28 protein-coding genes and 1 pseudogene are annotated in these 25726 nt (G+C 72.0%); 11 read left to right on the top strand and 18 right to left on the bottom strand.

Annotated elements, in window-relative coordinates; genetic code table 11:
* Positions 1 to 164: 164 nt before the first annotated feature.
* The 3 genes from ACQKM2_RS13880 to ACQKM2_RS13870 are packed head-to-tail and all read right to left on the bottom strand — an operon-like array spanning position 165 to position 2863.
* Positions 165 to 1439: a multidrug effflux MFS transporter gene (locus tag ACQKM2_RS13880; RefSeq protein WP_427709368.1), complete on the bottom strand. Its 1275-nt coding sequence runs from the start codon at positions 1437 to 1439 to the stop codon at positions 165 to 167.
* Between the two features lie 3 nt (positions 1440 to 1442).
* Entirely contained in the window at positions 1443 to 2087 is a 645-nt protein-coding gene (locus ACQKM2_RS13875) for an NAD(P)-dependent oxidoreductase (protein ID WP_427709366.1), read from the bottom strand.
* A gap of 23 nt (positions 2088 to 2110) precedes the next feature.
* Complete coding sequence (locus tag ACQKM2_RS13870) at positions 2111 to 2863, bottom strand: MBL fold metallo-hydrolase (protein ID WP_427709364.1); 753 nt, start codon at positions 2861 to 2863, stop codon at positions 2111 to 2113.
* 81 nt (positions 2864 to 2944) lie between these two features.
* On the opposite strand from ACQKM2_RS13870, the gene ACQKM2_RS13865 reads away from it, so the two are divergent.
* Positions 2945 to 3574: a winged helix-turn-helix transcriptional regulator gene (locus tag ACQKM2_RS13865; protein ID WP_427709362.1), complete on the top strand. Its 630-nt coding sequence runs from the start codon at positions 2945 to 2947 to the stop codon at positions 3572 to 3574.
* 250 nt (positions 3575 to 3824) lie between these two features.
* Positions 3825 to 4286: a hypothetical protein gene (locus ACQKM2_RS13860; RefSeq protein ID WP_427709379.1), complete on the top strand. Its 462-nt coding sequence runs from the start codon at positions 3825 to 3827 to the stop codon at positions 4284 to 4286.
* Here the strand turns inward: ACQKM2_RS13860 and ACQKM2_RS13855 are convergent.
* The 5 genes from ACQKM2_RS13855 to ACQKM2_RS13835 all read right to left on the bottom strand — a co-directional run bounded on the left by ACQKM2_RS13855 (position 4283) and on the right by ACQKM2_RS13835 (position 8869).
* Complete coding sequence (locus tag ACQKM2_RS13855) at positions 4283 to 5545, bottom strand: MFS transporter (RefSeq protein WP_427709360.1); 1263 nt, start codon at positions 5543 to 5545, stop codon at positions 4283 to 4285. The genes ACQKM2_RS13860 and ACQKM2_RS13855 overlap by 4 nt on opposite strands.
* A 17-nt stretch (positions 5546 to 5562) precedes the next feature.
* Positions 5563 to 6102 (bottom strand): ArsR/SmtB family transcription factor, encoded by a 540-nt coding sequence (locus tag ACQKM2_RS13850; RefSeq protein ID WP_427709358.1) that lies wholly within the window; start codon positions 6100 to 6102, stop codon positions 5563 to 5565.
* A 299-nt stretch (positions 6103 to 6401) separates the two neighbouring features.
* On the bottom strand, positions 6402 to 6539 hold the full coding sequence (locus tag ACQKM2_RS13845) for a hypothetical protein (RefSeq protein WP_427709356.1): 138 nt from the start codon (positions 6537 to 6539) through the stop codon (positions 6402 to 6404).
* 180 nt (positions 6540 to 6719) lie between these two features.
* Positions 6720 to 8258 carry an FAD-dependent monooxygenase gene (locus ACQKM2_RS13840; protein WP_427709354.1) on the bottom strand — a complete coding sequence of 513 codons (1539 nt, stop codon included), beginning with the start codon at positions 8256 to 8258 and terminating at the stop codon, positions 6720 to 6722.
* The gene (locus ACQKM2_RS13835; protein WP_427709352.1) at positions 8255 to 8869 is read right to left on the bottom strand and encodes a PadR family transcriptional regulator; all 615 of its coding nucleotides are present in this window, start codon (positions 8867 to 8869) and stop codon (positions 8255 to 8257) included. The genes ACQKM2_RS13840 and ACQKM2_RS13835 overlap by 4 nt, the downstream gene beginning before the upstream one ends.
* A 730-nt stretch (positions 8870 to 9599) precedes the next feature.
* On the opposite strand from ACQKM2_RS13835, the gene ACQKM2_RS13830 reads away from it, so the two are divergent.
* On the top strand, positions 9600 to 10010 hold the full coding sequence (locus ACQKM2_RS13830; RefSeq protein WP_427709350.1) for a hypothetical protein: 411 nt from the start codon (positions 9600 to 9602) through the stop codon (positions 10008 to 10010).
* A gap of 471 nt (positions 10011 to 10481) precedes the next feature.
* On the opposite strand, the gene ACQKM2_RS13825 is transcribed toward ACQKM2_RS13830, so the two are convergent.
* Together ACQKM2_RS13825 and ACQKM2_RS13820 are read right to left on the bottom strand one after the other, a co-directional pair.
* The gene (locus tag ACQKM2_RS13825) at positions 10482 to 11306 is read right to left on the bottom strand and encodes a hypothetical protein (protein WP_427709348.1); all 825 of its coding nucleotides are present in this window, start codon (positions 11304 to 11306) and stop codon (positions 10482 to 10484) included.
* Positions 11307 to 11350: 44 nt separating this feature from the next.
* Positions 11351 to 11551 (bottom strand): hypothetical protein, encoded by a 201-nt coding sequence (locus tag ACQKM2_RS13820; protein ID WP_427709346.1) that lies wholly within the window; start codon positions 11549 to 11551, stop codon positions 11351 to 11353.
* Positions 11552 to 11747: 196 nt separating this feature from the next.
* Between ACQKM2_RS13820 and ACQKM2_RS13815 the strand changes: the two genes are divergently transcribed.
* Positions 11748 to 12536 (top strand): hypothetical protein, encoded by a 789-nt coding sequence (locus ACQKM2_RS13815; RefSeq protein WP_427709344.1) that lies wholly within the window; start codon positions 11748 to 11750, stop codon positions 12534 to 12536.
* A gap of 402 nt (positions 12537 to 12938) precedes the next feature.
* On the opposite strand, the pseudogene ACQKM2_RS13810 reads toward ACQKM2_RS13815, so the two are convergent.
* Positions 12939 to 13112, bottom strand: a pseudogene (locus ACQKM2_RS13810) (fic family toxin-antitoxin system, toxin component); the annotation flags it as partial.
* 64 nt (positions 13113 to 13176) lie between these two features.
* On the bottom strand, positions 13177 to 13974 hold the full coding sequence (locus ACQKM2_RS13805; protein WP_427709342.1) for a helix-turn-helix domain-containing protein: 798 nt from the start codon (positions 13972 to 13974) through the stop codon (positions 13177 to 13179).
* 19 nt (positions 13975 to 13993) lie between these two features.
* Between ACQKM2_RS13805 and ACQKM2_RS13800 the strand changes: the two genes are divergently transcribed.
* On the top strand, positions 13994 to 14950 hold the full coding sequence (locus ACQKM2_RS13800; RefSeq protein ID WP_427709340.1) for a LysR substrate-binding domain-containing protein: 957 nt from the start codon (positions 13994 to 13996) through the stop codon (positions 14948 to 14950).
* A 57-nt stretch (positions 14951 to 15007) separates the two neighbouring features.
* On the opposite strand, the gene ACQKM2_RS13795 is transcribed toward ACQKM2_RS13800, so the two are convergent.
* On the bottom strand, positions 15008 to 15661 hold the full coding sequence (locus ACQKM2_RS13795) for a response regulator (RefSeq protein WP_427709338.1): 654 nt from the start codon (positions 15659 to 15661) through the stop codon (positions 15008 to 15010).
* Positions 15658 to 16854: a sensor histidine kinase gene (locus ACQKM2_RS13790; RefSeq protein WP_427709336.1), complete on the bottom strand. Its 1197-nt coding sequence runs from the start codon at positions 16852 to 16854 to the stop codon at positions 15658 to 15660. Before ACQKM2_RS13790 ends, ACQKM2_RS13795 begins: the two co-directional genes overlap by 4 nt.
* Before the next feature lie 180 nt (positions 16855 to 17034).
* Here ACQKM2_RS13790 and ACQKM2_RS13785 point away from each other — a divergent pair, with 180 nt between their 5' ends.
* Entirely contained in the window at positions 17035 to 17991 is a 957-nt protein-coding gene (locus tag ACQKM2_RS13785; protein ID WP_427709334.1) for an SDR family NAD(P)-dependent oxidoreductase, read from the top strand.
* 323 nt (positions 17992 to 18314) lie between these two features.
* On the opposite strand, the gene ACQKM2_RS13780 is transcribed toward ACQKM2_RS13785, so the two are convergent.
* A complete protein-coding gene (locus ACQKM2_RS13780; RefSeq protein ID WP_427709332.1) occupies positions 18315 to 18863 on the bottom strand; it encodes a winged helix-turn-helix transcriptional regulator in 549 nt (182 codons plus the stop codon).
* Between the two features lie 94 nt (positions 18864 to 18957).
* Between ACQKM2_RS13780 and ACQKM2_RS13775 the strand changes: the two genes are divergently transcribed.
* Together ACQKM2_RS13775 and ACQKM2_RS13770 are read left to right on the top strand one after the other, a co-directional pair.
* Positions 18958 to 19725, top strand: a complete 768-nt coding sequence (locus ACQKM2_RS13775; RefSeq protein ID WP_427709330.1) for a class I SAM-dependent methyltransferase — start codon at positions 18958 to 18960, stop codon at positions 19723 to 19725.
* A gap of 298 nt (positions 19726 to 20023) precedes the next feature.
* Positions 20024 to 20659, top strand: a complete 636-nt coding sequence (locus ACQKM2_RS13770; RefSeq protein ID WP_427709328.1) for an NAD(P)H-dependent oxidoreductase — start codon at positions 20024 to 20026, stop codon at positions 20657 to 20659.
* A gap of 172 nt (positions 20660 to 20831) precedes the next feature.
* Here the strand turns inward: ACQKM2_RS13770 and ACQKM2_RS13765 are convergent, their stop codons facing one another.
* Positions 20832 to 22055, bottom strand: a complete 1224-nt coding sequence (locus ACQKM2_RS13765) for an FAD-dependent monooxygenase (protein ID WP_427709326.1) — start codon at positions 22053 to 22055, stop codon at positions 20832 to 20834.
* Positions 22056 to 22225: 170 nt separating this feature from the next.
* Between ACQKM2_RS13765 and ACQKM2_RS13760 the strand changes: the two genes are divergently transcribed.
* Positions 22226 to 23158 (top strand): TetR/AcrR family transcriptional regulator C-terminal domain-containing protein, encoded by a 933-nt coding sequence (locus tag ACQKM2_RS13760; RefSeq protein ID WP_427709324.1) that lies wholly within the window; start codon positions 22226 to 22228, stop codon positions 23156 to 23158.
* Between the two features lie 259 nt (positions 23159 to 23417).
* Here ACQKM2_RS13760 and ACQKM2_RS13755 read toward each other — a convergent pair whose 3' ends face one another.
* Positions 23418 to 23993, bottom strand: coding sequence for a hypothetical protein (locus ACQKM2_RS13755; RefSeq protein ID WP_427709322.1), 576 nt, complete (start codon positions 23991 to 23993; stop codon positions 23418 to 23420).
* 212 nt (positions 23994 to 24205) lie between these two features.
* A complete protein-coding gene (locus tag ACQKM2_RS13750) occupies positions 24206 to 24613 on the bottom strand; it encodes a hypothetical protein (RefSeq protein ID WP_427709320.1) in 408 nt (135 codons plus the stop codon).
* Between the two features lie 346 nt (positions 24614 to 24959).
* On the opposite strand from ACQKM2_RS13750, the gene ACQKM2_RS13745 reads away from it, so the two are divergent.
* The gene (locus tag ACQKM2_RS13745; protein ID WP_427709319.1) at positions 24960 to 25244 is read left to right on the top strand and encodes a hypothetical protein; all 285 of its coding nucleotides are present in this window, start codon (positions 24960 to 24962) and stop codon (positions 25242 to 25244) included.
* Positions 25241 to 25636, top strand: coding sequence for a hypothetical protein (locus ACQKM2_RS13740; RefSeq protein ID WP_427709317.1), 396 nt, complete (start codon positions 25241 to 25243; stop codon positions 25634 to 25636). Before ACQKM2_RS13745 ends, ACQKM2_RS13740 begins: the two co-directional genes overlap by 4 nt.
* Positions 25637 to 25726 lie beyond the last annotated feature (90 nt).

Below are 25726 nucleotides of genomic sequence, written 5' to 3'. Positions count from 1 at the left end.
CCACCCCCCAGGCCATGCGATCGACAGGGGGAGAAAGTCATGCCAACTCCGGAGGCCGGGCGCCCCATTGCGGGGCCACCAAGAAGGTAATGGGGGGGGGACCACGTCCCGTGCGGGGCGGAAGGGACCGTGGTGGCGGTCCGGCAGTACATCACACCGTTCCCCTACCTGGTGCACTTCGACCGCGGCACAGAACTGGCGCTGGGCGAGGGCGGTCGCCGGTGCCCGGCATGTCCTTGGCGAGCCGGCCTGCGAGTGCGCGCACCGGGCATCGACCGGGTGAGGACGCCGAGTGTGAGCAGGGCGAGCGCCGGCAGCACGGCGACGATGATTCCCATCGGCAAGGCGTTGGTGGCGCCGCCCGCGCCGGCCAGCGGAGCCAGTGCCCCGCCGATCATGAACTGGCCGAAGCCGAGCAGAGCGGCGGCCGATCCGGCGTGTCCGCCGTGGTCGGCCAGGGCCTGGGCCGCGGCGTTCGGCATGACGAGGCCCACGCTGGAGACCAGGACGAACAGGCCGATCAGGAGCGCGGGCAGGGGTGCCCGTGTCAGCACCGCGCCCAGGACCGTGGTGCCACCGGCTGTCGCGCCCAGCAGACCGGCGAGCAGCAGCACGCGGGCGCCGGCCCGGGCCACCAGCCGGCCGCTGATCTGGGCGGCCGCGATGAGTCCGGCGGCGTTGACGGCGAACACGGCGCTGTACTGCTGCGGTGACAGGCCGTGGATTTCCTGCAGGACGAACGGCGAGCCGGAGATGTAGGCGAACATCGCCGCGAAGACCAGGCCGTTGGCCAGGACGTACCCGGTGAAGACCCGGTCGCCGAGCAGCTGCCCGACGACGGCCGGCAGCGGCTGGCGTGACGCGGAGGACCGGGTCTCCGGCAGTCCTGCAGCGGAGGCCGCCAGCATCACGGCGCCGAGTACGGCCAGGCCCACGAAGATCCCCGGCCAGGCCGTGACGCGCAGTAGCTGGCCGCCGAGGACCGGCGCGAACACCGGCGCCAGGCCGGTGATCAAGGTCAGTGCGGAGAAGAGACGTGCGGTGCGGGTTCCGGAGGTGCGGTCGCGGACCATGGCGTTGGCGATGACGATGCCGAACGCCCCGCCGATGCCCTGGACCAGGCGTAGGCCGACGAGGGTCCGGACGTCGGGCGCCACCGCGCAGAGCGCGCTGGCGATCGTGTAGAGGGCGAGGCCCGCCAGCAACGGACGCCGCCGGCCGTAGGTGTCGCTCAGCGGCCCGGCGATCAGCTGCCCGATGGCCAGCCCGGCCAGGCAGGCGGTGATGGTGAGCTGGGTGGCCGCGGCGCCGGCGCGCAGGTCGCCGGCGAGGTCCGGCAGTGCGGGCAGGTAGCCGTCGATGGACAGTGGTCCCAGGGCCACGAGCGCTGCGAGCAGGACGATGAATCGGGTTTGCCGGCCGGCGGCGTCGTTGCTCATGGCTCAGTACGCCACGGTGATGCGGCGGCGGATCGCGGTGCCGCTCTCGATCGTGTCGGCCAAGGCGATCGCGTAGTCGGCGTACGAGATGCGGCTGTTGCCGTCGTCGTCGGTGAGCAGGGTGTCCCCGGCGCTGCGGTAGGCCCCGGTCCGCTCGCCCGCTCCGATGACTGCGGCGGGCGACACATACGTCCAGTCGAGGTCGTGCACGCCGCGGTAGAGGTCGAGCGCTTCGGACTGGGCCTCGGCGTTGGCCTTCCACAGCGCGGGGAAGTCCGGGTCGTCCATGACCCGGGCGCCGGTCGGCGTGCGGAGGCTGCCGGCACCGCCGATGGTGACCAGGCGGGTGACACCGGCTCGGCGGAGTCCGTCGATCAGCGCACGGGCGGCACCGACGATCGTGGCGCGGTCGTTCTCCTGGCCGATCCGGGGGCCGACGGCCGACAGCACGGCGTCGTGGGAGGCGGCGAGGCCGGCGACCGCGGCGGCGTCCGTGACGTCACCGGTGGTCACGGTCAGGGCCGTGTGCCCCAGTCCGTCGATGTGGCCGGCTCGGGTGACCGCGGTGACGGTGTGGCCGCGACGCAGTAGTTCCTCGGTGGTGGGCCGGCCGATGTTGCCGCCGGCACCGAACAGGACGATCTTCATGTGTTGCTCCTCGTTTCTGATGGTCAGAGGACGGTCTGGCCGTCGGCGACGATGGCCGCGGTGATGCCGCGCTCGTCGGCGGCGTGCTGGAAGCGCTGCTCGATGTCGGGTTGTTCGGTGTAGAACGGCGGGTTGTGGAACAGGCCGTAGTGCATGGCGCAGACGGTGCCGGCGCCGAGTGCGACGGCGGCCTCGACGCCCTGCTCGGGGGTCATGGTCGCCGGGACGTTGGCCGCGTAGCCCTCGAAGTGGGCGATGACGCCGTTGACCGGGACGAACGCGACGTCGAACGGGCCGTGGTCGCGGGCGATCTGCCACCAGCTGCCGTGCCACTGGGTGTCGCCGCAGTGGATGACCCGCCGGCCGGCGCCTTCGACGACCCAGGCGACCTGGTCACAGTCGTTGCCGCGCCAGTCCAGCGAGGTCACCGGGGTGACGGTCAGCTCTCCGATGCGCCGTGACCGGCCCAGGTCCTGGGCTACGGGGGTGATGCCCGACTCGCGCAGCGCCGCCGCGCTCGGGGTGTGGCAGCCGATCGTGCCGGTGGCCGCGATCCGGGCGATCAGGTCGTGGTCGTAGTGGTCGGGGTGCAGGTGGGTGATGAGGGCGTGGGTGCCGGGCGGGGTGTCGACCGGGTCGACGGGCCGGTGCGGCGGCCCCATCACCGGCGCCAGCGGAGCGACGTTCTCGAGCGGGTCGATCAGCAGGCGGGTGTCGCCGAGACGGATCTCGACGCCGGCCCAGGCCAGCCGACGGACGGAAAGGGTGGGGGTCATGGGCAGCGACGCTAGACCGACCTTGTTGAGAAAGTCAACAAGCTAGTTTTGAATCTCAACACCACGATGTAGGGTGGTGGCATGCGCACCTATGGGCAGTACTGCGGCATCGCGAAAACTCTGGACACCGTCGGCGACCGATGGACCCTGCTGATCGTCCGCGAACTGCTCGCCCTGGGTCCTTGCCGGCACACCGACCTGCGCAACGGGCTGCCCGGGATCGCCAGCAACCTGCTGGTCGACCGGCTCCGCGAACTGGAGGAAGCCGGCCTGATCCGCCGCGAGGCCGCCCCGCCGCCGGTGGCCACCACCCTGTTCTCCCTCACCGAGCGTGGCCGCGAGCTCGAGCCGGTGCTGCGGGAACTGAGCCGGTGGGGCATGCCGCTGCTGCGTGAGCCGGGCGGCAACGACACCTTCCGCACCCACTGGCTGGACATGCCAGCCCGGGCACTGATCGACCACCGCCCCGACCAGCCGGCAATCGCCCTGCAACTGCACGCCGACGGCAACGAAGACCTGGTCATCGAAGTCAAGGACGGCTCGGTGCACACACACACCGGCCGGGTCGACCACCCCACCGCGTCACTGACCGGACCGCCGCACCTGCTGGCCGCCACCCTGCTCGGCGACCTCGATCTGAGCGCCGCAGTACAGCAGGGCCTGCGGGTCAGCGGCGAACGCGAGGCAGTCATGCGCATCCTGCCCCGCTGATCGACCGGCCGCTCGATCACCTCGATCGCCAAACTCCTGGGGGGCTCGCCCGGCACCCTCTACAACCACATCCCGGACCTGCGGGTACTGCGAGCCGTACCCCGCCGGCTCCAAGCCCCCGCGAAGTAGCCAGGCGTCGGCAAGATCAATCTCAGCGGCACTTTCCGTACGGCAACCACTCACACCCGGGTAGGGCCACCGGCCGGTCCACGGCGGCGCCGGACACCTCCGGCCCGGCGAAGCGCGCGTCCTGGAAGAGTGGAACGGGTTCGCGTACGAACCCGTCGGCACGGCCCCGAACCTCACGGCGGCGCAGGTGTGGGTGAACGAACTCCAGGGCGACAGCGGCCCCCGGATCGGCCGCCCGGACCGAACGCCCGTGATCGGACATCAGCAGCGCCCCGTCCACGACCTCTTGGGCAGGCCGGCCGGTGACGTCGAGCAGCTGCCCGTCCAGCAGGCCGCCGACGAGTTCCACGTAGTCGTGACCCGGCCGCGGGCCGGGGCCGGGGGCGGGATCGGCCGGCTCCGACGCTCGCGATGCTGCCGCAGCCGGAGAAGGCGGCGCGCATCCTGGCGAAGGTATCGAAGGTCCTCGCCGATGAGTCGGACCTGGATACCGAGCCCGACGCGGACCTGGACATGGCCGCGCTGTGGGCCAGGCACGCCGAGCTGGGCTTGGCGCTGCCTCAACGGCTCCTCGGAGCCCTAAAGGGCACCTGCCTGAACAGGATCCCTGGATTCCGGGTGGTCAGGATCATCGGTCGGGGCGGCGCGCAGCGCTGCTTCGACCCGGCGGTTGGTGGTCATGGATGCCGTGACGGCCGTCATCGCCAGGAGGAGGACGGCGGCCGCGTAGAGCGGGGTGCGGATGTCGTAGGCGGTGGCCAGCCAGCCGCCGAGGAAGGCCCCGAAGGGGGCGGCGCACATGGCCAGCATGCGGGAGGTGGAGGCGACCCGGCCCATGAGGTGGGCCGGGACGATCGTCTGCCGGAGGGAGGGCGCGAGCACCATCGTGGCGCCCATGCCCGCTCCGCAGACGGCGAGCGCGAGGCCGGCGACGTACGAGTTCGGGGCGGCGGCAAGGCCCAGGATGGCGAGTCCCTCGATCGCGGCCGTGCAGGTCAGTGCGGTGCCGGTGCCGAGTCGGCGGCCGAGGTAGGAGGCGATGCCCGCGCCGAGCAGGCCGCCGGCGGCCTCCGCCGTCAGGAGCAGGCCGAAGCCGAAGGAGCCGATGCCGAGGCGGTCGTGCGCGAAGAGGGCCAGGACGGTCTCCACGGCGACGAAGGCGACGTTCCCGACCGCCGGGCGGAGTGCGAGCCCGAGCAGCAGGCGGTCCCGGAAGACGTACGAGGCTCCGGCGCGCGCCTGCCGAAGCAGCGACTCGCGGTTCTCCGGCACGGGCCGGGGCATCGCGGGAAGCGACCGTACGAGCAGTGCGGAGAGCAGGAACGACACCGCGTCGGCGAGCAGCGGGACCGCCCGCCCGAGCGCGAGCAGGGCACTGCCCGCGGGCGGCCCGGCGAAGCCGGACGCGGCGGTCTGGGTGCCGCGCAAGCGGGAGTTGGCGCGCTCCAGGAGCGCGGGGTCTCGGCCGAGCAGATCCGGCAGGTAGGCGGTGGCGGCCGTGTCGAAGAAGAGTCCGCCGAGGCCGAGCAGGAAGGCGACGGCGGCGAGCAGCGGGATGCTCAGCACGTCGAGCGCGGCGGCTGCCACCGGTATCGCGAGCAGCACCGCACGCGCCGCGTCCGTGACCCACATCGTGCGCCGGCGGTCCCAGCGGTCGACCAGCGCACCGCCGAGCAGCCCGAAGAGCAGCCACGGCAGCGTCCCGGCGGCCGTGACGACCGCGAGCGCCATCGGATCCCGCGTCAGCGTCAGCGCGATCAGCGGCAGCGCGGCATGCGACACCCCGTCACCGAGCGAGGACACCGTCTGAGCGGTCCACAGCCGCCCGAACCCGGTCGGCAACTTTCTTACGTCCGAAGTCACTTGACGTCCCCCTCGGCCTGGTCGCGGCGTGCCGGGTGGAACAGGGCGAAGACCAGTGACGAGTCCGGGAGCGAAGGATCGGACAGCTCCCGGTACTCGTCCGCCAGAGCCTGCAGCCGCGCCCCCAACTGCGCGAACTGCTCGTCGGTGAGTCGCAGGTGCGCCATCCGTACGTGCCGCTCGCCGTCCGCCGGCGACGCCTCGAGGTCCGCCAGCGCGTGCCGCATCAGCACGTCCGGGCCGCCCTCGCCCGGATCCGGCAGCACGATCGACCGCGCGGCCATCGCGTAGTACCGCTCGGTGACCCCCCGCACCTTCCGCGTCCGCACCACCTTCACCAGCCCGGCCCGCTCCAGCAGCCGCACGTGATAGCTGGAACTCCCCTTCGCCAGGCCCACCCGGTCGGCGATCTGCGTGATCGTCGCCGGCTCGAAGCGGAGCACGGCCATGATGCGGTGGCGCGTGAGGTTGGAGACGGCGCGCAACTGCTCGTCCGTGGTGACGTGAAGGGCTTCGGGAAGATCATCGGTAGGCATGCGAGTAATGGTCAACGATCCTTGACCATTGTGCAAGGTCATCGGGTTCGGGAGTTTCGGGCTCGGGAGTTTGGGATGTCACCGGCCCCAGCCTGAGGTCCTGGCCGGGGCCCGGCCCACCCGGGCGATCCCCGCCACCTCCGCCGGGAACACCCGGTCAACGCCCGGGACGACCGGGGCCAGAGCGGCGAGCGGGGAGCGGGCTCCCGCGCCGGCAAGCCCGCCGGAGTACGTCACCGACGGAGCCGTTACGGCGGCCATGCCGACCCAGTTCCGGGTCCACCTCCACGGCCGCCAAGTCACCGGCGCCGTGCCGTCATCGCCGCCACCGGCGGACAGCGCACCGAGCAGCTGCACGCCGACCCGTCGTCGATGCCACCGGCCGCGCCGACCGGGACGACGTCGACGCCGCCCTGCCGCTCGTAGCCGGTCTCCACCGAGGGGACGTGCGACCCGGACCCGGTGCACCACGGCGTCGAAGTCGACGCGGCGGACGCCGAGCCGGCGGGCGGCCTGGTCCGGGCCGCGCGGCACGTGGCGGAACAGCATGGCGGGCCGCTCCAGTCCGCGGCCTCCGCCGACACCCCAGTCCCTCGGCTTGCGCGTGCCACAGCGTCCTATGCCGCCCCTGGGGTTCGCGTCGGATGCCCGAACCAGCGTGTGAGGCCCGTCCGCAGCTCCTCGGCGGCCTCGTCCGCGGGGGCCTGCGCGGCGCCGGTCCAGGCGGCGTGCCCGTCCGGGCGGACGAGGACCGCGCGGGCGCCCGCCAGGGCGTCCGCGCGGGTACGGGCGACGGTGACGCGGTCCGCCCAGGGCAGGGCGGCGGCGGTGAGGGCGTCCGTGCCCGCCGCGCCGTCGAGCAGAAGTGCGCCGCCGCCGGGCGACCGGGCCAGCAGCGCCGCGAGGCCGTCCCCGCCGTCCCCGCCCAGCGGGACGTCCGGCACCATCTTCCCCGCCCACGGGTGTCGGGGGTCTCCCGAGGCGGGGTAGCGGGTGGCTACGGCGGTGATCGCCTCGGCCAGCGGTCCGGCCGTGTCACCGTCCGAGGCCAGCTCGGCGAGGAGGTCGCGGACGGGGGCCAGGAGGTCCTCGTCTCCCTTCGCCTGGGCGAGGACCGCCTGCGCGCGGGTATTGCGGAGCAGGCGCAGGCCCGCCGCGTGGCGTTCGTCGTGGTAGGTGTCGAGCAGGGTGTCCGGTGCCTGTCCGCGCGTCACCAGGGCGAGCTTCCAGCCCAGGTTGACGGCGTCGTCGATGGCCGCGTTGACGCCGATGGCGCCTGCCGGGGGGTGGATGTGCGCGGCGTCCCCGGCGAGCAGCACCCGGCCCGTCCGGAAGCGTTCGGCGAGCCGCGCCGCGTCCCCGAACCGGGTCAGCCACAGCGCCTCGGCGATCTCGGCCTGGCGTCCGAGCGCGGCGTCGACCGCCTGCTGGAAGGTCTTGAGCGGCACCGGCTCGTGCGGGTCCTGGGGCGGTGCCGGGTCCTCGGTGAGGAGGCGGACGTGGCCGGGACGCGGGATCGCGAACACCGAGCGGCCGCCGGGCCCGGTGTGGGGGCCGAACGGGACGGCCGACGGGTCGGTGAGGACCACGTCTCCGAGCAGGGTGAACCTGCGGGCGGGCGTCCCGGGGAAGCCGGTCCCGGTCGCCTTGCGCACCGTACTGCGGCTGCCGTCGCAGCCGGCCAGCCATCGGCAGCGCACGGTTGCCGGGCCGCCGGCGCCGTCCGTCTCGACGGTCACGCCGTCGGCGTCCTGCCGCAGGCCGGTCAGGCTTCGGCCGCGGACGAGGCGCGCACCCGAGGACACGGCCCACTCGGCGAGCAGTTCCTCCACGCGGGTCTGGGGGATGCCGAGCACGTAGGGGTGTCCGGTTCGCATGGCGGCGAGGTCGAGGCGGGAGGTGCCGACGAACGCCGTCGTCGGGACGGTCGGCCCCTCGGCGAGGAAGCGGTCGGCGAGGCCCCGGCGGCCGAGCAGTTCCAGGCTCCGGGCGTTGAGGTTGAACCCGCGGCAGAAGCCGGGCGGTTGCGGGTCCCGCTCCAGGACCAGTGCCCGCACCCCCGCGCGCGCCAGCTCCCCGGCGAGCGTGAGCCCGGCCGGGCCGGCTCCGGCTATCAGGACGTCGACGGCCTCGTCCTGCGGCACGCCGCCGCTCACCGCCCGCCCTCTTGCGGCCATGCCAGCGTGCCGTGCTCGACCTCGCGGGCGGTGTCCTCCACCCAGGCCAGCTCGGCCCGTGCCATGGCGGCGGCGTATTCGGCCTCGATGACGAACAGGCGCGGCACGGCGTGCTCTTCCCGGGCCGCACGGTAGGCCTCGGCGTCCCGCTCGATCCGCTCCCTCAGCGCGGCGGCCCGCTCACGCAGCGCCCCCGCCGCGCGGTCGCGGCCCAGCGCGCCGAGGTATCCGACGGCGGAGAGGAACCGCGGGTACTCGGGGGAGGGTTCGCGGATCAGCTCGTCGAGCCAGTCGGTGAAGCCCTCCCGCCCGGCGGCGGTGTGGCGGTAGACGGTGCGGGCCGGGCGGTTGCCGACCTGCTCGGTGCCGTCCGCCTCGATCCACCCGTCCCGCACGAGCGCCCGGACGGTGTCGTAGAGCGATCCGGTCGTCAGCTTGAAGGTGCGGTCCATGCCGCGGTCGCGGAGCGCGCCGGCCATGGCATGGGGGTGCGCCGGATGTTCCAGCAGCAGCCCGAGTACGGCAAGGGCAAGGGCGTTGGCAGGGCGTTTCGGGTGTTGGCAGGCGGTGGAAGCTTCACGGGCGGGCATGGGACTCCAATACGTCGGCACGCCAATTCACTCGGTATCGATCACTCGGATCCGAGTATATGGATGGAGGGTGCCGCGGGCAAGGCACGAACCGCGGCCCGGCGCCCACACGGGCCATGCGTGCCACCTCGGCCAGCAGCACCCGCTCCCACACCGGACTCGCGTCCAGCGCGGCGAGCGCGGAGCGGGCACCCGCAGGGACGGCGTACGCCCGCCGGTCCACAACGGCCGCACCACCGGGAGCAGCGCGCCCTCCTCGGCGGAGTACAGCGGGACGGCAGTGACGCCGCCCTGCCGCTTGTGGTCGATCTCCACCGATCCCACGGGCGTGACGAACCCGAGCAGTACTACGGCGTCGAAGTCGACCCTGCGGACCCCGAGGCGGCGGCGGGCGGCCTGGTCCGGGCCGAGGGGGACATGCCGGTCGAGCAGGACGGGGAGGTCCCGGCGGGCGGGCGAGGGCGGCCACCTGCTCCGCCGCCAGGGCGGCCGGCTGGTCGGCGCCCGCATCGGTCGACCAGCCGGACAACCCGAGCCTCCGGCGTGGTTGGTGGAACGCGGTACGGGCGTCGGCTGGCTCCCGGCCCACCTTCACACCGGAAACCGCTGGAACACCGGCAAACGCTGCGTCACGGCCGGCGGCGAGATCCTGGGCCCTTCCGTCGGCCGGGTAGAGGTAGGCGTCGGCTGGGCTACGCGCAGACGTCGGCGCGCCCCGTAGGGTGGTCTGATGTTCGATCGTTTGGAGATCAGGGTGTTGCCGCCGGGACCCCGGTTCGCGGCTCAGGTGCGCTTCTGGGTCAACGGCGAGGACATCGTCGAAGAGGCGGTCGACGAGGGCGGCCGCGGACCGTACGCCGCCGATGTGCTGCCGGCGGGGCGACCCAGCCCTCTTCGGGCGACCGGAAGGGCCCGCCGCCTGGAGCTGGGGGAACCCGAGTGCACCGGCGGGTGCTGCGGCTTCCTGACCGTGGTCGTGCAGCGGTTCGGGGAGATCGTGCAGTGGTCGGACTGGGAGGTCCCGTGGGCGGCGCACACGGACATGCCCTATCCCCCGCCGCAGCTCCACTTCGACGCGAGCCAGTACGACACCGAAGTGGCTCGTGCCGAGGCGGACCGTTGGTGGCAGGTGTACTCGTAGGCCAAGTACGGCGCGGCCATGTCCCTCTGTGGGCTCTCACCAGCCCCGCGTCCTCGTCAACGAGAGCGCCTTTGAGCAGACCGGCGGAGCCGGCGTGTTCGATGGACGACCCGAGCGTGTTCGGGCCGGTCGTGTACGAGCTGCCGCTCGCAGACGCCATCGCGTGGGGGGGGTGGCCCGCTATCAGGTGTTCATAGCCGAATTGCTGGACCCTGTCGTGACCCCTGGCCGGCTCTGAGCGATGAGCGGTGAGAGGAGGAGCTGCGGGGCGAGCGGCAGGGCGGCCCGGGCCGTGACCGGCGTCCGCCCGGTCACGCCAGTCATCGCTCCGCCCGAGTTCGCCAAGCTTCAAGACGACCGCACGCCGCAGGTCTCTCTCCACAGATCCGCCCACCCCTCCCACGATCCCGGCCAAAGGGTCACCAAGCCGCTTTACCAGATGATCGTCCCGGACAAGTCCTGGGTCCGGGCCTATTGGATCAGGGTGGTGTGGTTGGAGCACGTCCTGCAGAGGTAGAACTGCAGATGGTTGCTTTTGGAGACCTGGATGCCGGGCGGGTTGTGCACAGGGTCGTCGTCGATCACGGCGATGCCTTGGTCCTCCGTCGGAAGCCAACCGCGTCGGTAGTCGCGGGACTCCTCCGAGGCGATGGTCAGCAGCGGGGCCATCACGGTTCCGCAGTTGATGCAGAACCGTGGGGCGGGGTCGGTCAGGCCCCATGGCGGCCACCCGCCGACCTTCCACCCGGGGGCCTCGGACAGCTCGTCGGAGTAGTACTCCTGCGGCTCCTCGTAGTCATCGTCCATCGCGATGCCGGCCGCCCGCCAGGTGCTCCAGTCGTTGACCTGTTCTCGTAGTTGTTCGCTCAGTTCCAGGAAGTTGGGGTACTCGGTGACCTGCTCCGGTGAAATCACGCACGGCGTCGGCAGGTAGCCGTACTGCGGATCGGCCGGGGTGGGCGGGGTGTCGAGGATGTCGGTGACGTCGGCAGCAGTCCGCCAGGCCAGCTTGGTCGTGGGCTTGTAGAACGGCGGGTGTTCGGAGGGACACCACAGGACCTGCAGCAGGTCTGCCCGTCCGGGCTTCGGCAGCTCGGGCACGTCGCGTACGTACAGCTGGGCCACGGGCACCATCGGGGAAACAGGGCCCTCGTGCCACTTGTCGCAGTACGGCCATGGCTGCGAGGAGGGCCACAGCAGCGGCCCGCCGATCGAGCTGTCGTAGGGCGTCGGCGATCCGGCCCGGGGATGCAGCCGGGTCGTGGTGCGGGCCAGCGGTGCCAACTGCGGAAACACCGCGGTGATATCGCACGGCCGCGGTGGGGTTGTACGTATTGCGTTCACATCCCGGATAGTGCCAGGCTCCTCCGACAACCGAGCAGCAGCTCGTCCTTCGGACGCACAGGGCGCCGGCCCGAACGCGGCTGGCGTACGTAGCCCGGCAACGGGGCGAGGAACATCGACTCCACCGCCCGGTTCAGGCCCTTGACCGTGCCCTTCAGGTGCGGGGTGTCGGCGGGCAAGTCCTCCACCTCGACCACCAGCGCACCGAACGCCGCCGCGACCGTCTTCGACTAGAACTCCCTGCCCCCGGTCGACCCGGACCTTCTCCGGGAGCCCGCCCTGCGGCCCGAACGGCTCCTCGCGCAGCACCGCAGCGCGGAGCGCGGCCAACACCGACTCCCGCGACGGACACCCGGGCACAGGGCTGGCTCGCCAGCGCAATAGCCTCAGCCTGTGACCCCGCGCCGCAGACGGACCGAGCCGCCTCACCCCGCCGAGCTCCTTCCCTTTCAGACACTGCTGGACAGTACGGACTGGGCCTCGCTCGCCACAGCCTGCGGGACCGGCGAAGCCCTGCCGGCCGCACTGATACTCCTCACCGACCCTGACCCGGCCGTCAGGAAGTCCGCCCTCCACGATGCCCTGGAGCCCGTGACTCACCAGAACAGCATCTACGAGGCAACCGTCCCGGTGGCTCTCTACGTCGCGGCGATCCTTAACCACCCAGCCGTCACGGCGGGCGACGACAACCGCGACGACGAGACCCGGAACCACCCGACCCTTGTGCAGCTGCTCGACTGGCTCGGCGACACCGCCTACGACGCCGACGACGAGTGCGTCGCCACCGGCGAACGCCTCTTCGACGGGGGCTTCCTCGATGAGTACGACGAGATGCGTGCGTTCCGTGACGCACGCCCGGCGATCTATTCCGCTGTTCATCCCCTGCTCGGTCATGACGATGCCGACGTCCGCCACACCGCCCTGGTCACCGCTATCCCCCTGATCGAGCACCCCCTCCTCACCCGGTACCAGGCCGATCTGGCCCACCATGCCCGCCTCCTGCTGGCCGGCAGCGCTCCCCGGCGCCACCGAGACCGCGTCCTAGACGCGCTGAAGGCCTGGGGCCACGACACGATTGAACTGGAGAACGCGTCCGACATCGCGGCGCGCGAGCACTACGCCCGTCTCAGGGCCGGCCGCGCTTCTTGGGCCGGCGGCTACAGCGACGACCCGCCATTCTGACTCAAGGTCAATGCCCCCTGAAGCACCCGATTGATCACCCAGCGTGGTCGCACCCCCTGGCCTTGCCATGCGCGAGCAGCCACCCCACGACCGCCGCCCTGCCGCTTGTAGTCGATCTCCACCGAGCTGACCCGGGCGCAGCCAACCGAGGCGACCGGCGATGTGATCGAAGTCAGCTCGGCGGACCGCAAGCCGACGGGGCCTCGTCCGGGCCGAGGGGAACGTCCCGTTCAAGGAGGACCGGCAGGTCCCGGCGATGTCGGAGGGCGGCTACCTGGTCCGGGTGGATGTCGGGGAGCTCGGGCGCCCCGCCGGGGTAAAGGAGCAGACCGGCGCGAACGAGGCTGCCGGCCTGCCCTGTCACCCTGCGGCGCCCCCAACGCTGGGGCCCTTGTGCGTGCGTCAGGTCACCGTGGGCCAGGTCCGCAGCAGATCCGCGATCCTCCCGGCGGTACAGGCGGGGTCCAGGAGCAGGTCCTTGAGGGCGATCGCGTCGTCGCGGGTGGGCTTGACGGGGATGCCCACGGCGTCGAGGTACATGACGCCGGTCGCTGCGGCGACGGCCATGCCGGCCCTCGGCGTGGACAAGTGGTGACGGTCGGCTGGGCCTCGTGCTCCTGTTGGTGTTCTCGACGTCCGGTCATGAGGTGGGAGAGGCGGTCAAGGCGTTGACGAGCTGGGCGAATTCGGTGCGTTGCCGGTCGGTCAGCGTGGTGTAGAGCGGCGCCTGCAGCTCGTCGGTGAGCTGCTCGGCGCGCTGCCATCGGGGGATCAGGGTTGCGGCGACGGGATGTGGCTCTTGCCAGCCGTAGTGGGTCGCCTGCTCGACGCCGAGGTTGATGACCATTGCCATCTGGGCGGTCAGCCCGGACAGGCGCACCGCCGCCAGATGGCAGGCACCCCGGTGCTCTCGCAGTACGTGGATGCGCTGCATGGCCGCCCCGACGGGGTCGTCGGCGGGGCAGGGCTGCGCACGCCAGCCCGCGAACAGGGGCAGGGCGTCGGCGTCAGCGGCGTCGATCAGCTGCTGGGCCAAGTGGTTGAAGTGCTCCACGTCGACGTAGGCGGGGATGTTGGCGTGCCCCCATGCCCGGACGGCCTGTGCGTAACAGGCGACGGCGTCCTCCGCAGGCATCACGGCCCGCCCCGCCAGCCAGCCCGCGGTGACCAGGTTGGGACCGAGGAAGCCCTGTACCGCTTGGACCACCGGGACCGGTGCCTCGCCGAGCACTCCGAACCGGCCGCGGCAGTAGAAGCCGCGCCCGGGTGAGAACCCCGCACGCAGCCCCACAGTGGCGGTCGTCTCGTCGGACATGAACTCGTCACCGAAATCGTGGATGGGCCGGGCAACCGCGGCGATGCAGTCGAAGATCTCCATGCGCTGAAGGTCGCCCACCATGACCCGATAGGTCAAGGGGATGTTTTCTGATGAAACCATTTAGGTAATCTATCGAGTCATGTTGGATATCCGCCGTCTGTACATGCTCAAAACCGTCGCCGCCCGCGGTTCCATCGCCGCAGCCGCCCAGGCCCTGGGACTCTCCGCCGGTGCCGTTTCCCAGCAGCTGTCCGCGCTGCGACGTGACGTGGGAGTCGATCTGCTGCGCCCCGACGGGCGAACCGTGGCGCTGACGGAGGCGGGCCGGGTGCTCCTTGAACACGCCGACCGGATCCTCGCCGCCGTGCAGGAGGCCGAAAGCGCCGTCGCGGCGGTCAAAGGCACGGTCGGGACCACAGTCACGCTCGCCGCGTTGCCGTCGACCGTCGCCCGGATCGTGGCCCCCGCACTCAACGAGCTGGGCTCACAGCAGCCGCAGCTCACCGTGACCTGTCTCGTCACCGACCAGGCGCAACTGCGGGAGCTCACCCTCGGCGCCGTCGACGTGGTGCTGGGGCAGCGGTATCACCACCTTCCCGACACCCCGCCCCGGGACATCGCGGTCTCGCCGCTGCTGGACGATCCGCTGCTCGTCGTCACCGCAGCCGGCCGAGCCGACGAACGGCCCGTCGCCCTGCGCGAACTGGCCACGCACAGCCTTGCCATGCCGCCGGCGACCACGGACTGCGGACAGGCCATCCTGCACGCCTGCCGCCAGGCCGGCTTCACACCCACGACGCACTACATCACCGCCGACATCGCCGCCCAGCTCACCCTCGCACGAGCCGGCCTCGCGACCGCGCTCATCCCCCGGACAGCCATCGACCCGGCCACACCCGGAATCCAAACCGCGCCCATCGAGGACCACCCGATCCAGCGCCTCCTGTTCGCCGCGACCCGTCAAACGGAAACCGAGAACCCGACGACCACGGCCGTCATCGCAGCGCTGCGCACAGCCGCGCGGCATCACACCGCCGCGACCTGCGGATACTCCTCGGCCGACGACACACCCAACGAACGTGCCACCCCCGCTTGACCGACGGGGTTGCTCCCGCGCCGGACCCGTCCCGGTCGCCCGGGGCCGCGACGGTCGTCAGTCCGGAGTGATGCCGGTGAGGACGGCGAGGACCGCGAGCCGGATGCGGTTGTCCCGGCCCGTCTTCGCCATGAGGCTGGCCACGTGCGTCTTGACCGTGGTGACCCCCAGGTGCAGCCGGTCGGCGATCTCCTTGTTGGAGAGGCCGACGCCGAGCAAGCCGAGCACCTCCCGTTCGCGCGGGGTGAGCGCCGGTACCCGGGTGTCCGTCCGGGTGTCCGGAGCGGAGCGGGTGTGGAGGGCCTGGAGCACGAGGCGGTCGAGTACGTCCCGGCTGAAGGGGGCCTGGCCGTCGGCGGCCCGGCGTACGGCTTCCAGGATTTCGGCCGGCGGGGTGTCCTTGACGAGGAACCCGCAGGCTCCGGCCGCGAGCGCGGGGTACAGGTGGTCGTCGTCGTCGAACGTGGTGAGGGCGACGACCCGGGTGGCGGGTCGGGCGTCCAGGATGCGGCGGGTGGCGGTGATGCCGTCCATGCCGGGCATCCGCAGGTCCATGAGGACGACGTCGGGAACGAGGTGTCCGGCCAGCCGCACGGCCTCCGCGCCGCTGTCCGCCTCGCCCAGGACCTTCGTGTCCTGCGCCTGCTCGAAGAGCATGCGCAGTCCCATGCGGACAAGCTGCTGGTCGTCGACCACGAGGATGCGGATCACTGCCTGGTCTCCAAGTTTCCTACGAGGGCGGGAAGTTCGGCTGCGAGCAGCCAGCCCTCGGCTGTGGGGCCGGCGTCCAGGCGGCCGCCGAGCAGGTCCACGCGTTCCCGCATGCCGATCAAGCCGTGTCCGGAAGGGCCGGGGGCGGGTGTACGGGCCTTCCCGGACCCGTCGTCGCGGATCGTCACGCGGACGACGTCGTCGGTGACCCGGACGTCCAGTTCGGCCTGTGTGCCGGGCCCGCCGTGCTTGGCTGCGTTGGCCAGGCCCTCCTGCGCCAGGCGGAGGACGGCGAGGCCGCGCACCGCGTCGAGCCGCGCGGTACGGGGGTCGACGGAAACGGTCACGGCCAGGCCGGTACGGCGGCTGTGCTCCACCACCGATTCCAGCGCGGCCGGCAGCGCCCCGGGCGCGGCCAGGGAGCCGGTGTCGGGACCGTTCCGGTGCTGGGCGCGCAGGACGGCCACCAGGCGGCGCAGGTCCGTCAGGGCCGCTCCGGCACTGGCGTGCAGATCGTCCAGGACTTCGGTGATGCGCGGGTCGGTGGGGGTGCCGGTCGTGGCGGTGACGTGCCGGGCGACACCGACGCGCAGCACCATGGAGGAGACGTGGTGGGCGACGAGGTCGTGCAGTTCGCGGGCGATGGTGGTGCGCTCCGCCGCGCGGGCGTCCCGCAGCCTTTGTTCGGCCCGGAGTTCCTGCTGCGTCGCGTACTCCCGCGCGTGCAGTGCGGCGTCGCGGGTCACGCGTACGTATGCGCCCAGGAGCAGCGGCGTGCCGGCGACGATGCCCATCTTGTAGAGCACCGGGAGGAAGCCGGCGGGCAGTTCCCCGAAGCGGTTCACGGCGACGGCGAGGGCCAGTACCGCGGTCCCGGCGGCGAGGCGGCGCCCGGACGTCTGTACGGCCAGCTCGAAGAGGGTGACCGCGGCGAGGACCTTCAGCGGGGAGACGGTGCCCGAGCCCACCGCGTGTGCGACGGCGAGCAGGCCCGACTGCGCCAGGAGCGCGGCGAACACCCATCTGCCCGCGACCAGGCACAGCACCAGCCCGGCCGCTGCCAGGCTCCAGTCCTGGGCCCCGGAGGGCCGTTGGAGCAGCAGGGAGTATCCGACCAGGACTCCGGCGAGCGCCAGGATCCGTAAGGTGGCGAATCTCCTGTCGAACGCGGGCTCGATCCAAGGTCGGTTCACACCGCTCACGATAAGTGCTCGTCCGCGGGCCGGGGGTCCTGCCGTGGGAGGAGGCCGCCTCCTCCCACCGGCCGCGATGTCCGTCCCGCGGGGGGAGCCGGGGGCACGGTGCGGGCTGCGAGCGTGATCGCCATGGATACGGATACGGATACGGCCATGGATACGGCCATGGATACGGCCATGGACGAGAACACGGACACGGGTACCGGCACCGAAGCGCGGTCCGCGCTGCTGGGGCGGCGTTCCCTCCTCGGCGGTGCGGCCGCTCTGGGCATGGGCGGCGCGGCCTTCGGCACCACCGCCCGCGCGGCCGCCGCCCCGTCGAGCTCCCGCGGCAGGACCGGCCGCTTCCAGGGGAAGTCGGTCCTCGTCACCGGTGCCACGTCGGGCATCGGCAGGGCGGCCGCGAAGGCGTTCGCGGCCGAGGGGGCCCACGTGGGCTTCTGCGGCAGACGGAGCGACCTGGGGCGCCAGGTGGAACGGGAGATCCGGGACGCGGGCGGCGAAGCGACCTACATCCAGGCGGACGTCCGGGTGGAGGCGCAGGTGCGCGCCTTCGTGGACGGGGTCGCGAGCCGCTACGGCGGCATCGACGTGGCCTTCAACAACGCCGGCATCGGCAGCGGCAAACTGCCCCACGAGATGAGCGTCGAAGAATGGGACGACGTCCAGGCGACCAACGCCCGGGGCACGTTCCTCGCAGTCAAGTACGAGATCCCGCACATGCTGAGGGCCCAGCGCGGCGTCATCATCTGCACCTCGTCGTCAGCGGCCGACCAGGCGCGGCCGAACAGCGCCGCGTACACCGCGAGCAAGCGGGCGGTGCAGGGGCTGGTGAAGTCGGCGGCCCTCGCGTACGGGCCGAAGGGGATCAGGGTCAACGCCCTGTTGCCCGGCACCACTGACACCGCTTTCGTGCGACCGCCTGGCATTCCGGACGCGGACTGGTTGAAGTACAAGCAGGCGTGGGGTCCGCTCAACGTCGACGGTCTCGAACGGATGGCCGATGCCGAGGAGATCGCGCGGGCGGTGCTCGGCCTCGCGTCCGACGACTTCCCCTACATGACGGGCGCCTCGATCGCGGTGGACGGCGGGAGCACCGCGGGTCGCAGGATGGTCCGGCCGGACGGCTCCTGAGGCCCGCACGCCGCGGTGGCCGGCCGGCGGGGCGGGCTGCCGGCGCCGGCGTCCTTCGGGACAACCCGGCTGGACGACATCCCCGTCAACGGCCGGATCAAGAAATGGGCCGTCACCTCGGCGCCCGTGGACCATGCCGGGACCCTGGACCGCTGACCTGGCCCGCAGCGGCGCCGCGTTCGCCGCCTTCGCGCTGCTGATCCTGCTGGTCCTGCGGCGGTCCGGCGCCGGGCGCTAGGCGAACCGGGCGGCGTAGCTGGGGGCGTGCCGCGCCGGGGAGGAACCGGGGAAGGCCCCGGCCAGCCGGTGGATCGCGCGCGGGATCACCCGGGGGTCGACGGCCGGCCGGGAGCCGGCCCCGGTCCCCCCTCCCCGCCGCGCGCGGCGATCAGCGGTCCGAGCAGCAGCGTGCCCGGCCCCACCCGGCCGCCGGGGCCGGGCAGCTGGGTCGTGCCGGCCACCGTGAGGGGCTCCCGGCAGGCGTCGCAGGTCACGAGCGGGGTGGCCAGGTGCCCGCAGGCGTCGTGGCGGACCCGCGCCGGGGGCCCCGCCGGTTCCGCGTACCACTTGTCGCCCCAGGCCATCAACGCCAGCAGGACGGGGTAGAGTTCCCGGCCCTTCTCCGTGGCCACGTACTCCTCGCGCGGCGGGGAGGCCTGGTAGCGCTCGCGCGTGACGACACCCTCCTCGACCAGTCGGGCCAGGCGCGCGGCGAGGGTCTTGCGGGACAGGCCCAGGTCCTGCGCCAGCTCGTCGAACCGGCGGATGCCGAGGAGGACGTCTCGCATGATCAAGGCCGTCCACGCGTCGCCGAAGAGATCGGCCGCGCGGGCGATCGAGCACGCGACGCCAGAGAGCGGGGTACGGGTCACGAACCGATCGTAGCGCCGTCGGGTTCCCTGAGGAAACTCGACGATGCTAGGTTTACTCAGGGAACCCAACCGCTACCTGTCGAGGGAGTCCGCCATGGCCACCACCCCGCACATCGCACTCGACGAAGCCGGCCCCTCGGCCGCGGACGGCCGTCACATCCGGGCCGTGACCTTCCAGTCCGTCCGCCTCGAGTACCTGCGGAGCGTGCTCCCGCAGGCTGGTGTCGCAGCGGCCGGAAGCCGGGTACTCGTCGTCGGGAGCGGGCGCGGCGTGCTGGCCCGGGGCCTGGCCCGGCTCGGCTGCGAGGTCACCGCCGTCGACCCGTCCCGCGCCGCCACGGCCCTCGCCCGGGAGGCGGACCACGGCCTCGGCATCACCTACGTGACGGCACCCGCGGAGGAACTCGGCCTTCCGGGCGGCTCCTTCGACCTCCTGTACTGCGCCGACACCCTCGAAATCACCGAACGGCCGGACGCGGTCCTCGCGGAGGCGGCCCGGGTACTGCGTCCCGGCGGGGTCTTCGCCTACGACACGGTCAACCGCACCCCCGTGTCCCGCCTCGTCTACCTGGGCGCCTTCCAGACCGTGCCGGCCACACGGATCATGCCCCGTGGCCGCTACGCCGCACACCGGCTGCGCCGCCCCGCAGAACTCGCCGAGGCGCTCGAGCGGGTGGGTCTGGCCCCGCAGGACGTCACGGCGTTCAAGCCGCGCGACGTTCGGAGCCTCGTGCGGGCGGCGCGCGGGCGCCGGCGCGGCACGCTGACCGATGAACAGCTGCCGGAGCTGGTCGAGATGGTGCTCGAACCCGGGACAGCCCCGCTGGTGACGTATCTGGGGCACGCGATCCGCCAGGCATGAGCCCTCGCTCCCGGGAAGCCGCGCACCCCCGAGCGCCGGGGGCAAGGCCGGGAATCTCGGCGACGGCCCGGGCGGGCAGGCCGAGCAGCGCCCCGACCATGCCGGCCTCTTCGGCGTTCAGGCGTCCGACGTGGGCGACTTCGCACAGGCGCGCCAGGTCCTGCGTGTCGTCCACCCGCCCGCCGCCCGAGTCCGCCGGTGGAGTGGACGTCCGCCCGAATGCCGGGGCGATCGGGTGAGGCGGCCCGGGCACGTCGGTCCGACGGGGGCCGGCCGGCGGACTGACCGCTGGGGGACAATGGCGCAGGACGCTCGTCGGGTCGAACCAGCTGGGGGACAGGTGCGTATCGGGGTGTATGTGGCTCATCCGCGGCCGGGGAGCTTCAACCACGCGGTGTTCGACGCCGTCGTGCGGGAACTGCGCGAGCGGGGAGCGGCGGTGTCGGCGCACGACCTCTACGCCGAGGGCTTCCCGCCCCTGCTCTCCGGCGCCGAGACGGACACGGTCGAGTCGGCGGCGGACGCGCAGGACGCGCGGGTGGCCCTCCACCGGGCGGAGGTGGCCGCGCTGGACGCGCTGGTGTTCATCCACCCGAACTGGTGGGGCATGCCGCCCGCGGTCCTCACGGGCTGGGTGCAGCGGGTGCTCGTGCCGGGGGTGGCGTACAAACTGGGAGCCGCGGAAGGCGAACCCGCCGGACTCCTCACTGCGGGGAAGGCCCTCGTGCTGAACACCTCCGACACTCCTGCCGGACGGGAGGAGAGCGAGTTCGGCGACCCGCTGCAAAGCATCTGGTCGGCGTGCGTCCTGCCGTACGTCGGAGTGCGCGACGTGCGCCGGACGGTTTTCCGCACCGTCAGCGACTCCACCGCCGAGGAGCGCGCCTCCTGGCTGGAGCAGGCCCGCCGGGAAGCCGCCGGGCTCCTGGGCTGAGGAAGACACCGCTCCGCCACGGGCGCGCCCCGGCACGGGCATGGGGCTCCGGACATGTTCCGCCGGGCAGAAACGATCGCTACTCGGCGGTGATGTCTTCGTAGGTGATCGTCACCTGCTCCGTCGCAGCTGCCCCAGTGGCCCCGCTGGGACCCGGCCCGCCTGCGGCCTCTCAGCCGTGCGAGCGCTGGTGCGGGGGCAGATGGCCGTAGTCGGGCAGGGCGATGTTCGAGGCCTTGGCGAACTGCGCGGCCAGCAGGTTCCGCATGGGCCATCGGGTCATCGAGCGCATCGAGGCGGCCCGTAGGCGGATGGCCAGGGCGCTGGACGGTGCGAATCCCTTTGCGCCGCCCGGCGGCAGTTCCTGCGCTTGGTCGACGTAGGGGCGCATGACGTGGTCGTAGTTCCGGAAGGCGGCGCGGTGGTCACCGCCGGCGGCGGCCAGTTCACCGGCCAGTACGTAGGCGCCGACCAGGGCCAGGCTGGTGCCCAGGCCGGTGAGCGGCGTCGCGCAGTATGCGGCGTCACCGAGCAGTACGGTGCGGCCGCGCGACCAGGTGTCGAGGTGTACCTGGCCCATCGAGTCGAAGTGGAAGTCGGACGCGGTGTGCATCGCCCGCAGCAGTTTCGGGACCTCCCATCCGACGCCGGCGAAGCGCCGGGCCAGCAGCTCCCGCTGCGCGGCGCTGTCGCGGCGGTCGTACGGGATCGGTGTCGAGCGGAAACTGAGTCCGGCCTTGATCTCGCCGGGCAGGCGGCCCGGCCGGGCGCTGGCGACGAGCCCGCCGGGTGCGTTGTACATCTGGAACCAGCCGTCCAGCTCCATGGTGCCGGCGGCGGTGAACCAGGCGTGGTAGAGGCCCAGCGGGCGGACGTGGTCGGGCTCCGGGCCGAAGGCCAGCGCGCGCACCACTGAGTGCGGTCCGTCCGCGCCGACGACCAGGGCGAACCGGCGCGGGGCGGCCTTCTCGAAGGTGACGGTGACTCCGTCCTCGTCCTGGTCGAGCGCGGTGATGGTGTCGTCGAACAGGTACTCGGTGTCGTGGCGGGTCGCCCCGTAGAGGAGGTCGGCGAGGTCGCCGCGGAGGATCTCGATCTCGGAGACGATGCCCTCGCCGCCGAAGCTGTCCGCGGGTATCCGGGCGGTGATCTGGCCGGAGGCGTTGACCAGGGCGAGGCCGCGCTGGTCGACAGTCACTGCCCGGGCCCGATCCATCAGGCCCATCCGGGTGATCACGGTACGGCCGGCGCCGCGCAGGTCCACGGTCTGACCACCCGGCCTGGGAGCCGGCGCGCGCTCGACGACGTACGGCGTGAAGCCTGCCTTGCGTAGCCAGTACGCAAGGGCGGGTCCCGCGATGCCGCCGCCAGAGATGAGTATCTTGGTGTTCTGCACAGCATCGGAATATACGGCGCACGCAGATGCGCTGCAAGCCGTCAAATCCTTGTTCAGTCAGGGGAGTTGGCAATCCACTGCACTAGTGCGGATGAGGAGTCGGGGGCTATCTGGCGCACTGCGGCTAAGGTGGGCAACCGCCATAGGTGCACTAGTGCGGAGGGGAATTCGTGGACAAGCAGGTCGTGCCGCGCTTCAGCCAGATCGTCGCGGAACTGCGACAGCGCATCGAATCGGGCGAGCTGGCGCCGGGCGACCGGGTGCCATCGACCCGTGAGATCACCCGGCAGTGGGGCGTCGCGATGGCGACCGCCACCCGGGTCCTCACCGAACTCCGGCAGGCGGGCCTGGTCCGCGCCGTGCCGGGCGTCGGTACCGTCGTCGCAACGCCCGCCGATACCGGGGAGCGGGCAGCGCGTAGGCGGCGAAGGAACGCATCGGAAGCCGCACTCGCGCCTGAACGGATCGTCGCCGTGGCCGTCGAGGTAGCCGACCGGGAAGGGCTCGCTGCGGTTTCGATGCGAAGGGTGGCGGCCGAACTGGGCGTGGCGACCATGTCGCTGTACCGGCATGTGGCCGACAAGGACGACCTGCTGGTACAGATGATGGACCGGGCCTTCTGCGACTCGCCACTGCCCGCAGATCCACCGGAGGGCTGGCGGGAGCGGCTCGAACTCGTGGCTCGGTTGCTGTGGGCGATGTTCCGCCGGCACCCGTGGCTGGCGCCGGCCCTGTCGGTGACCCGCCCGCAGCCGGTCGCCGGTGCGGTCCCCTACACCGAATGGGCGCTCGCCGCCCTGGATGGCCGCGGTCTCGACGTTCCGACGGTCATGACCGCGCACCTCACCCTCTTCAACTACATCCGGGGCACCGCGGTCAGCGTCGAGCTGGAGGCGGACGCGGAGGCGCTCAGCGGACTTGACAGCGAGGAGTGGATGGACAGTCAAGAATCCACATTCGAAGAGATCCTGGCCACCGGCGACTTCCCGGTCCTGTCAAGGCTTACCCAGACCGGGTACGACTTCGATCTGGACGCCCTGTTCGAGTTCGGCCTGCAGCGCATCCTCGACGGCTTCGCCGTCCTGTTGGAGCAGCACCACTGACACCGCCCGATGCTCCGCCCCTGCTGACGTGGACCGAGCGCTCGCGCGGATAGGGCGTGCGGTCAGGGCCGGTGGCAGGTGGCCCGGGCGAATCGTGACCGTCACGCTTCACGCCTGATCAGCCACCCGGGAGGCACTGATCGTCGCCATCCGCTGACACCCGACTCCGCGGCACCAATGTGGCACCGACGCGGTCCAGCACTCGACGAGGTCCGGACAGGCGTCGCCGTGACGCCTGTCCGGACCTCGTGACGTGTTTTCAGGCAGCCACTGAACCGCCACTGTGCCCATGGTGTTTGGCAGGGCGGCGGCGCGTGTAGTAGGCGTAGGTCAGCACCAGTACGAGCGGGCCCCACAGCATCCCGGGGGCGATGCAGAGGTGGGCCAGTGTCCGCCAGCCGTCACTGCTGAACGGGGCGGCGTCACCCACACCGAACCAGCTCAGCAGCACGGGTGCCCAGAACACGGTCGCGCCCAGGCCGCCGAGGGTGGCGGGGATGATCGCCGCAGAGGGAGCGATCCGCTTCCCTCCGATGAACGGTAGCCATGCGGGGGCGACCTCGCCCCATCCCCGCACCAATCCGAAGGACAGCAGTGCCAACCCCTCCGTGATCAAGCTGAGCCCGAAGACATAGGGGACGGACACCCACAACGACGGTATCGCCCCGTCCACGTCCAGCCCCATCTCAAAGCCGAAGGCGAATGGCAACCGCCACAAGCACTGGGGCAGCAGCAGCAACGGGATCGCATGCGCGGTGATGGAAGCCCATGGCGGGACCGGCCGTTCGGTGCCGTGCGCAGTCGTGGTCGGGCGAGGTCCTACGATCGCTGTCATGGCATCAGCCTCTTCGGTCCCCGGCGGCCGGTCGTCATCCCCGAGGTGGTACCGCCGTCTGCATGGGGGAGCCTTGAGTCAGCCTTCGGGATGACGCGTTGGCGGGAGGAGGCCCCCGGTCCCCTTGCCGTATCCACTCCAGGCTCGGAGCCGGGCGCCTACGGGCGTCGTCGGTGTTCGACGCTCAAAGCCTCGCCCATCCAGGAGTGCTGTCACCCGGCCGGGACGCTCTCACCGTCGCTTTGGCCTTCGGCGATGGCAATCTCGGCGACGCGGTGGAGGGCGCTCTGGTACGCCAAAGCATTGCCTGGTTCCTGCTGCCAGGGGTGGACGATGACGGTGGCAGCGTGCAGCAATCCCATAGGGATACGGAGGTAGAGAGCGGCGGAGCGTCGGGAACAGCCGGTGGCCATCTGGACGAGCCGGATCGCCGCGTCCCGCCGCAGTTGCCGTCTCGGTGCGTCGCGCTCGTCGAGCGGGGCGGTCCAGCGCTCGGGCAGGACCGCGGGAATGGTGCGGGGGTCGAGTCGGCCCCGGTGGGTCGCGGGCTGGGGGAAGAGAGCAGGCTTTCCAGCGGCCTTCTGTGGGAACCGGATGCTTCCGCGGATCACCGCGGTCATCAGGCGCCCAGCGCCGACTGGCACGAGTGGGTGTCAGCCGCCCAGCGATGGTCCAGCTCACGAACACGCCGGCCTACAACGGGTTCCCCGGTGGCCCGGCGGTTCGATGCCGGTCGCGAAGCGTGCCTCGGCCATGGGTCGGCAGGTGTCCTGGGCCGCCGGGCACGACGATGCTTCCGCGCGCGCCTCGTCCGCCGGCGGCCCGCACCGTCCGGGCACCGGACGTCTACCTTGCGCAGCTCCCCGACGACGGCGCCCGCCTGACCGCTGTCAGGGCCCGGTATCGGCCGGCAGGACCTTGGCCCACCAGATTTCCCACATGCCATAGGAACGCTATGGTGGCTCTATGGCGAATACGACGATCCAGGTGACCAAGCAGACCCGGGACCACCTCGCCCAGCTCGCCGACGAGCGGGGACTGAGCATCGGGCAGCTCGTCGACGCCCTGGCCGCAGGCGAGCCGACCGCCGCGCAGCGGGCCGAGCAGGTGTCCGCCGCGCGGGCCCACGCGCGTGAGGTGATCGGCGTCGACATCAGCGACGAGGAGTTCGCCTCCCTGGACGTGCTGGGGAACCTGCGGCGGATCGCCGCGGAGAAGGTCCTCGCGCTGCCGGGGCGGGACGCTGCGTGATCATCCTCGACACGAGTGCCGTGACCGCCCTCGCCGACGGGCACAAGGCTTTGAACGCGCTCGCGGTGAACGTGACCGCCGGCGGCGACCGGCTGCTGGTGCCGGCCCTGTGCCTGGCGCAGGCGGAAGCCGACCGTGCGGGCGCCGCCCGAGCCGTGCTGGGGTATCCGTGCACGGACGTGGAGACGTTCGGGCAGATCGACGCGCCCGCGGTCGGGACGATGTTCCGCGACGGGTACGGCGGCATGGACACCTGCCACGCCCTCTACACCGCCCTGCGCCGCACCGGCACCGACGGCATGCCCATCCTCCTCACCGACGACGAACACCGCTACCCGCCCGGCATCCTCGCCATCGGCATCGACACCCCCGGCATGCTCGGCTTCCACTGAAACCGCCCGGCCGGACCCGCCGGGTCGGACCCGGACACCAGCAGCCCGGCGTCCAGGACCTGGCCCCGGAACTCCGGGCGGAGCCGTTCT

Source organism: Streptomyces sp. NPDC004126, assembly GCF_050275515.1.
Lineage (GTDB): Bacteria > Actinomycetota > Actinomycetes > Streptomycetales > Streptomycetaceae > Streptomyces.
This window is presented reverse-complemented; position numbering and strand designations above follow the sequence as displayed.

Bases quoted from the DNA above. Each gene is read 5' to 3' on its own strand.
- ACQKM2_RS13880 (WP_427709368.1), bottom strand. From the start codon at position 1,439: ATGAGCAACGACGCCGCCGGCCGGCAAACCCGATTCATCGTCCTGCTC.
- ACQKM2_RS13875 (WP_427709366.1), bottom strand. From the start codon at position 2,087: ATGAAGATCGTCCTGTTCGGTGCCGGCGGCAACATCGGCCGGCCCACC.
- ACQKM2_RS13870 (WP_427709364.1), bottom strand. From the start codon at position 2,863: ATGACCCCCACCCTTTCCGTCCGTCGGCTGGCCTGGGCCGGCGTCGAG.
- ACQKM2_RS13865 (WP_427709362.1), top strand. From the start codon at position 2,945: ATGCGCACCTATGGGCAGTACTGCGGCATCGCGAAAACTCTGGACACC.
- ACQKM2_RS13850 (WP_427709358.1), bottom strand. From the start codon at position 6,102: ATGCCTACCGATGATCTTCCCGAAGCCCTTCACGTCACCACGGACGAG.
- ACQKM2_RS13835 (WP_427709352.1), bottom strand. From the start codon at position 8,869: ATGCCCGCCCGTGAAGCTTCCACCGCCTGCCAACACCCGAAACGCCCT.
- ACQKM2_RS13830 (WP_427709350.1), top strand. From the start codon at position 9,600: ATGTTCGATCGTTTGGAGATCAGGGTGTTGCCGCCGGGACCCCGGTTC.
- ACQKM2_RS13805 (WP_427709342.1), bottom strand. From the start codon at position 13,974: ATGGTTTCATCAGAAAACATCCCCTTGACCTATCGGGTCATGGTGGGC.
- ACQKM2_RS13800 (WP_427709340.1), top strand. From the start codon at position 13,994: ATGTTGGATATCCGCCGTCTGTACATGCTCAAAACCGTCGCCGCCCGC.
- ACQKM2_RS13785 (WP_427709334.1), top strand. From the start codon at position 17,035: ATGGACGAGAACACGGACACGGGTACCGGCACCGAAGCGCGGTCCGCG.
- ACQKM2_RS13775 (WP_427709330.1), top strand. From the start codon at position 18,958: ATGGCCACCACCCCGCACATCGCACTCGACGAAGCCGGCCCCTCGGCC.
- ACQKM2_RS13770 (WP_427709328.1), top strand. From the start codon at position 20,024: ATGGCGCAGGACGCTCGTCGGGTCGAACCAGCTGGGGGACAGGTGCGT.
- ACQKM2_RS13755 (WP_427709322.1), bottom strand. From the start codon at position 23,993: ATGACAGCGATCGTAGGACCTCGCCCGACCACGACTGCGCACGGCACC.
- ACQKM2_RS13750 (WP_427709320.1), bottom strand. From the start codon at position 24,613: ATGACCGCGGTGATCCGCGGAAGCATCCGGTTCCCACAGAAGGCCGCT.
- ACQKM2_RS13745 (WP_427709319.1), top strand. From the start codon at position 24,960: ATGGCGAATACGACGATCCAGGTGACCAAGCAGACCCGGGACCACCTC.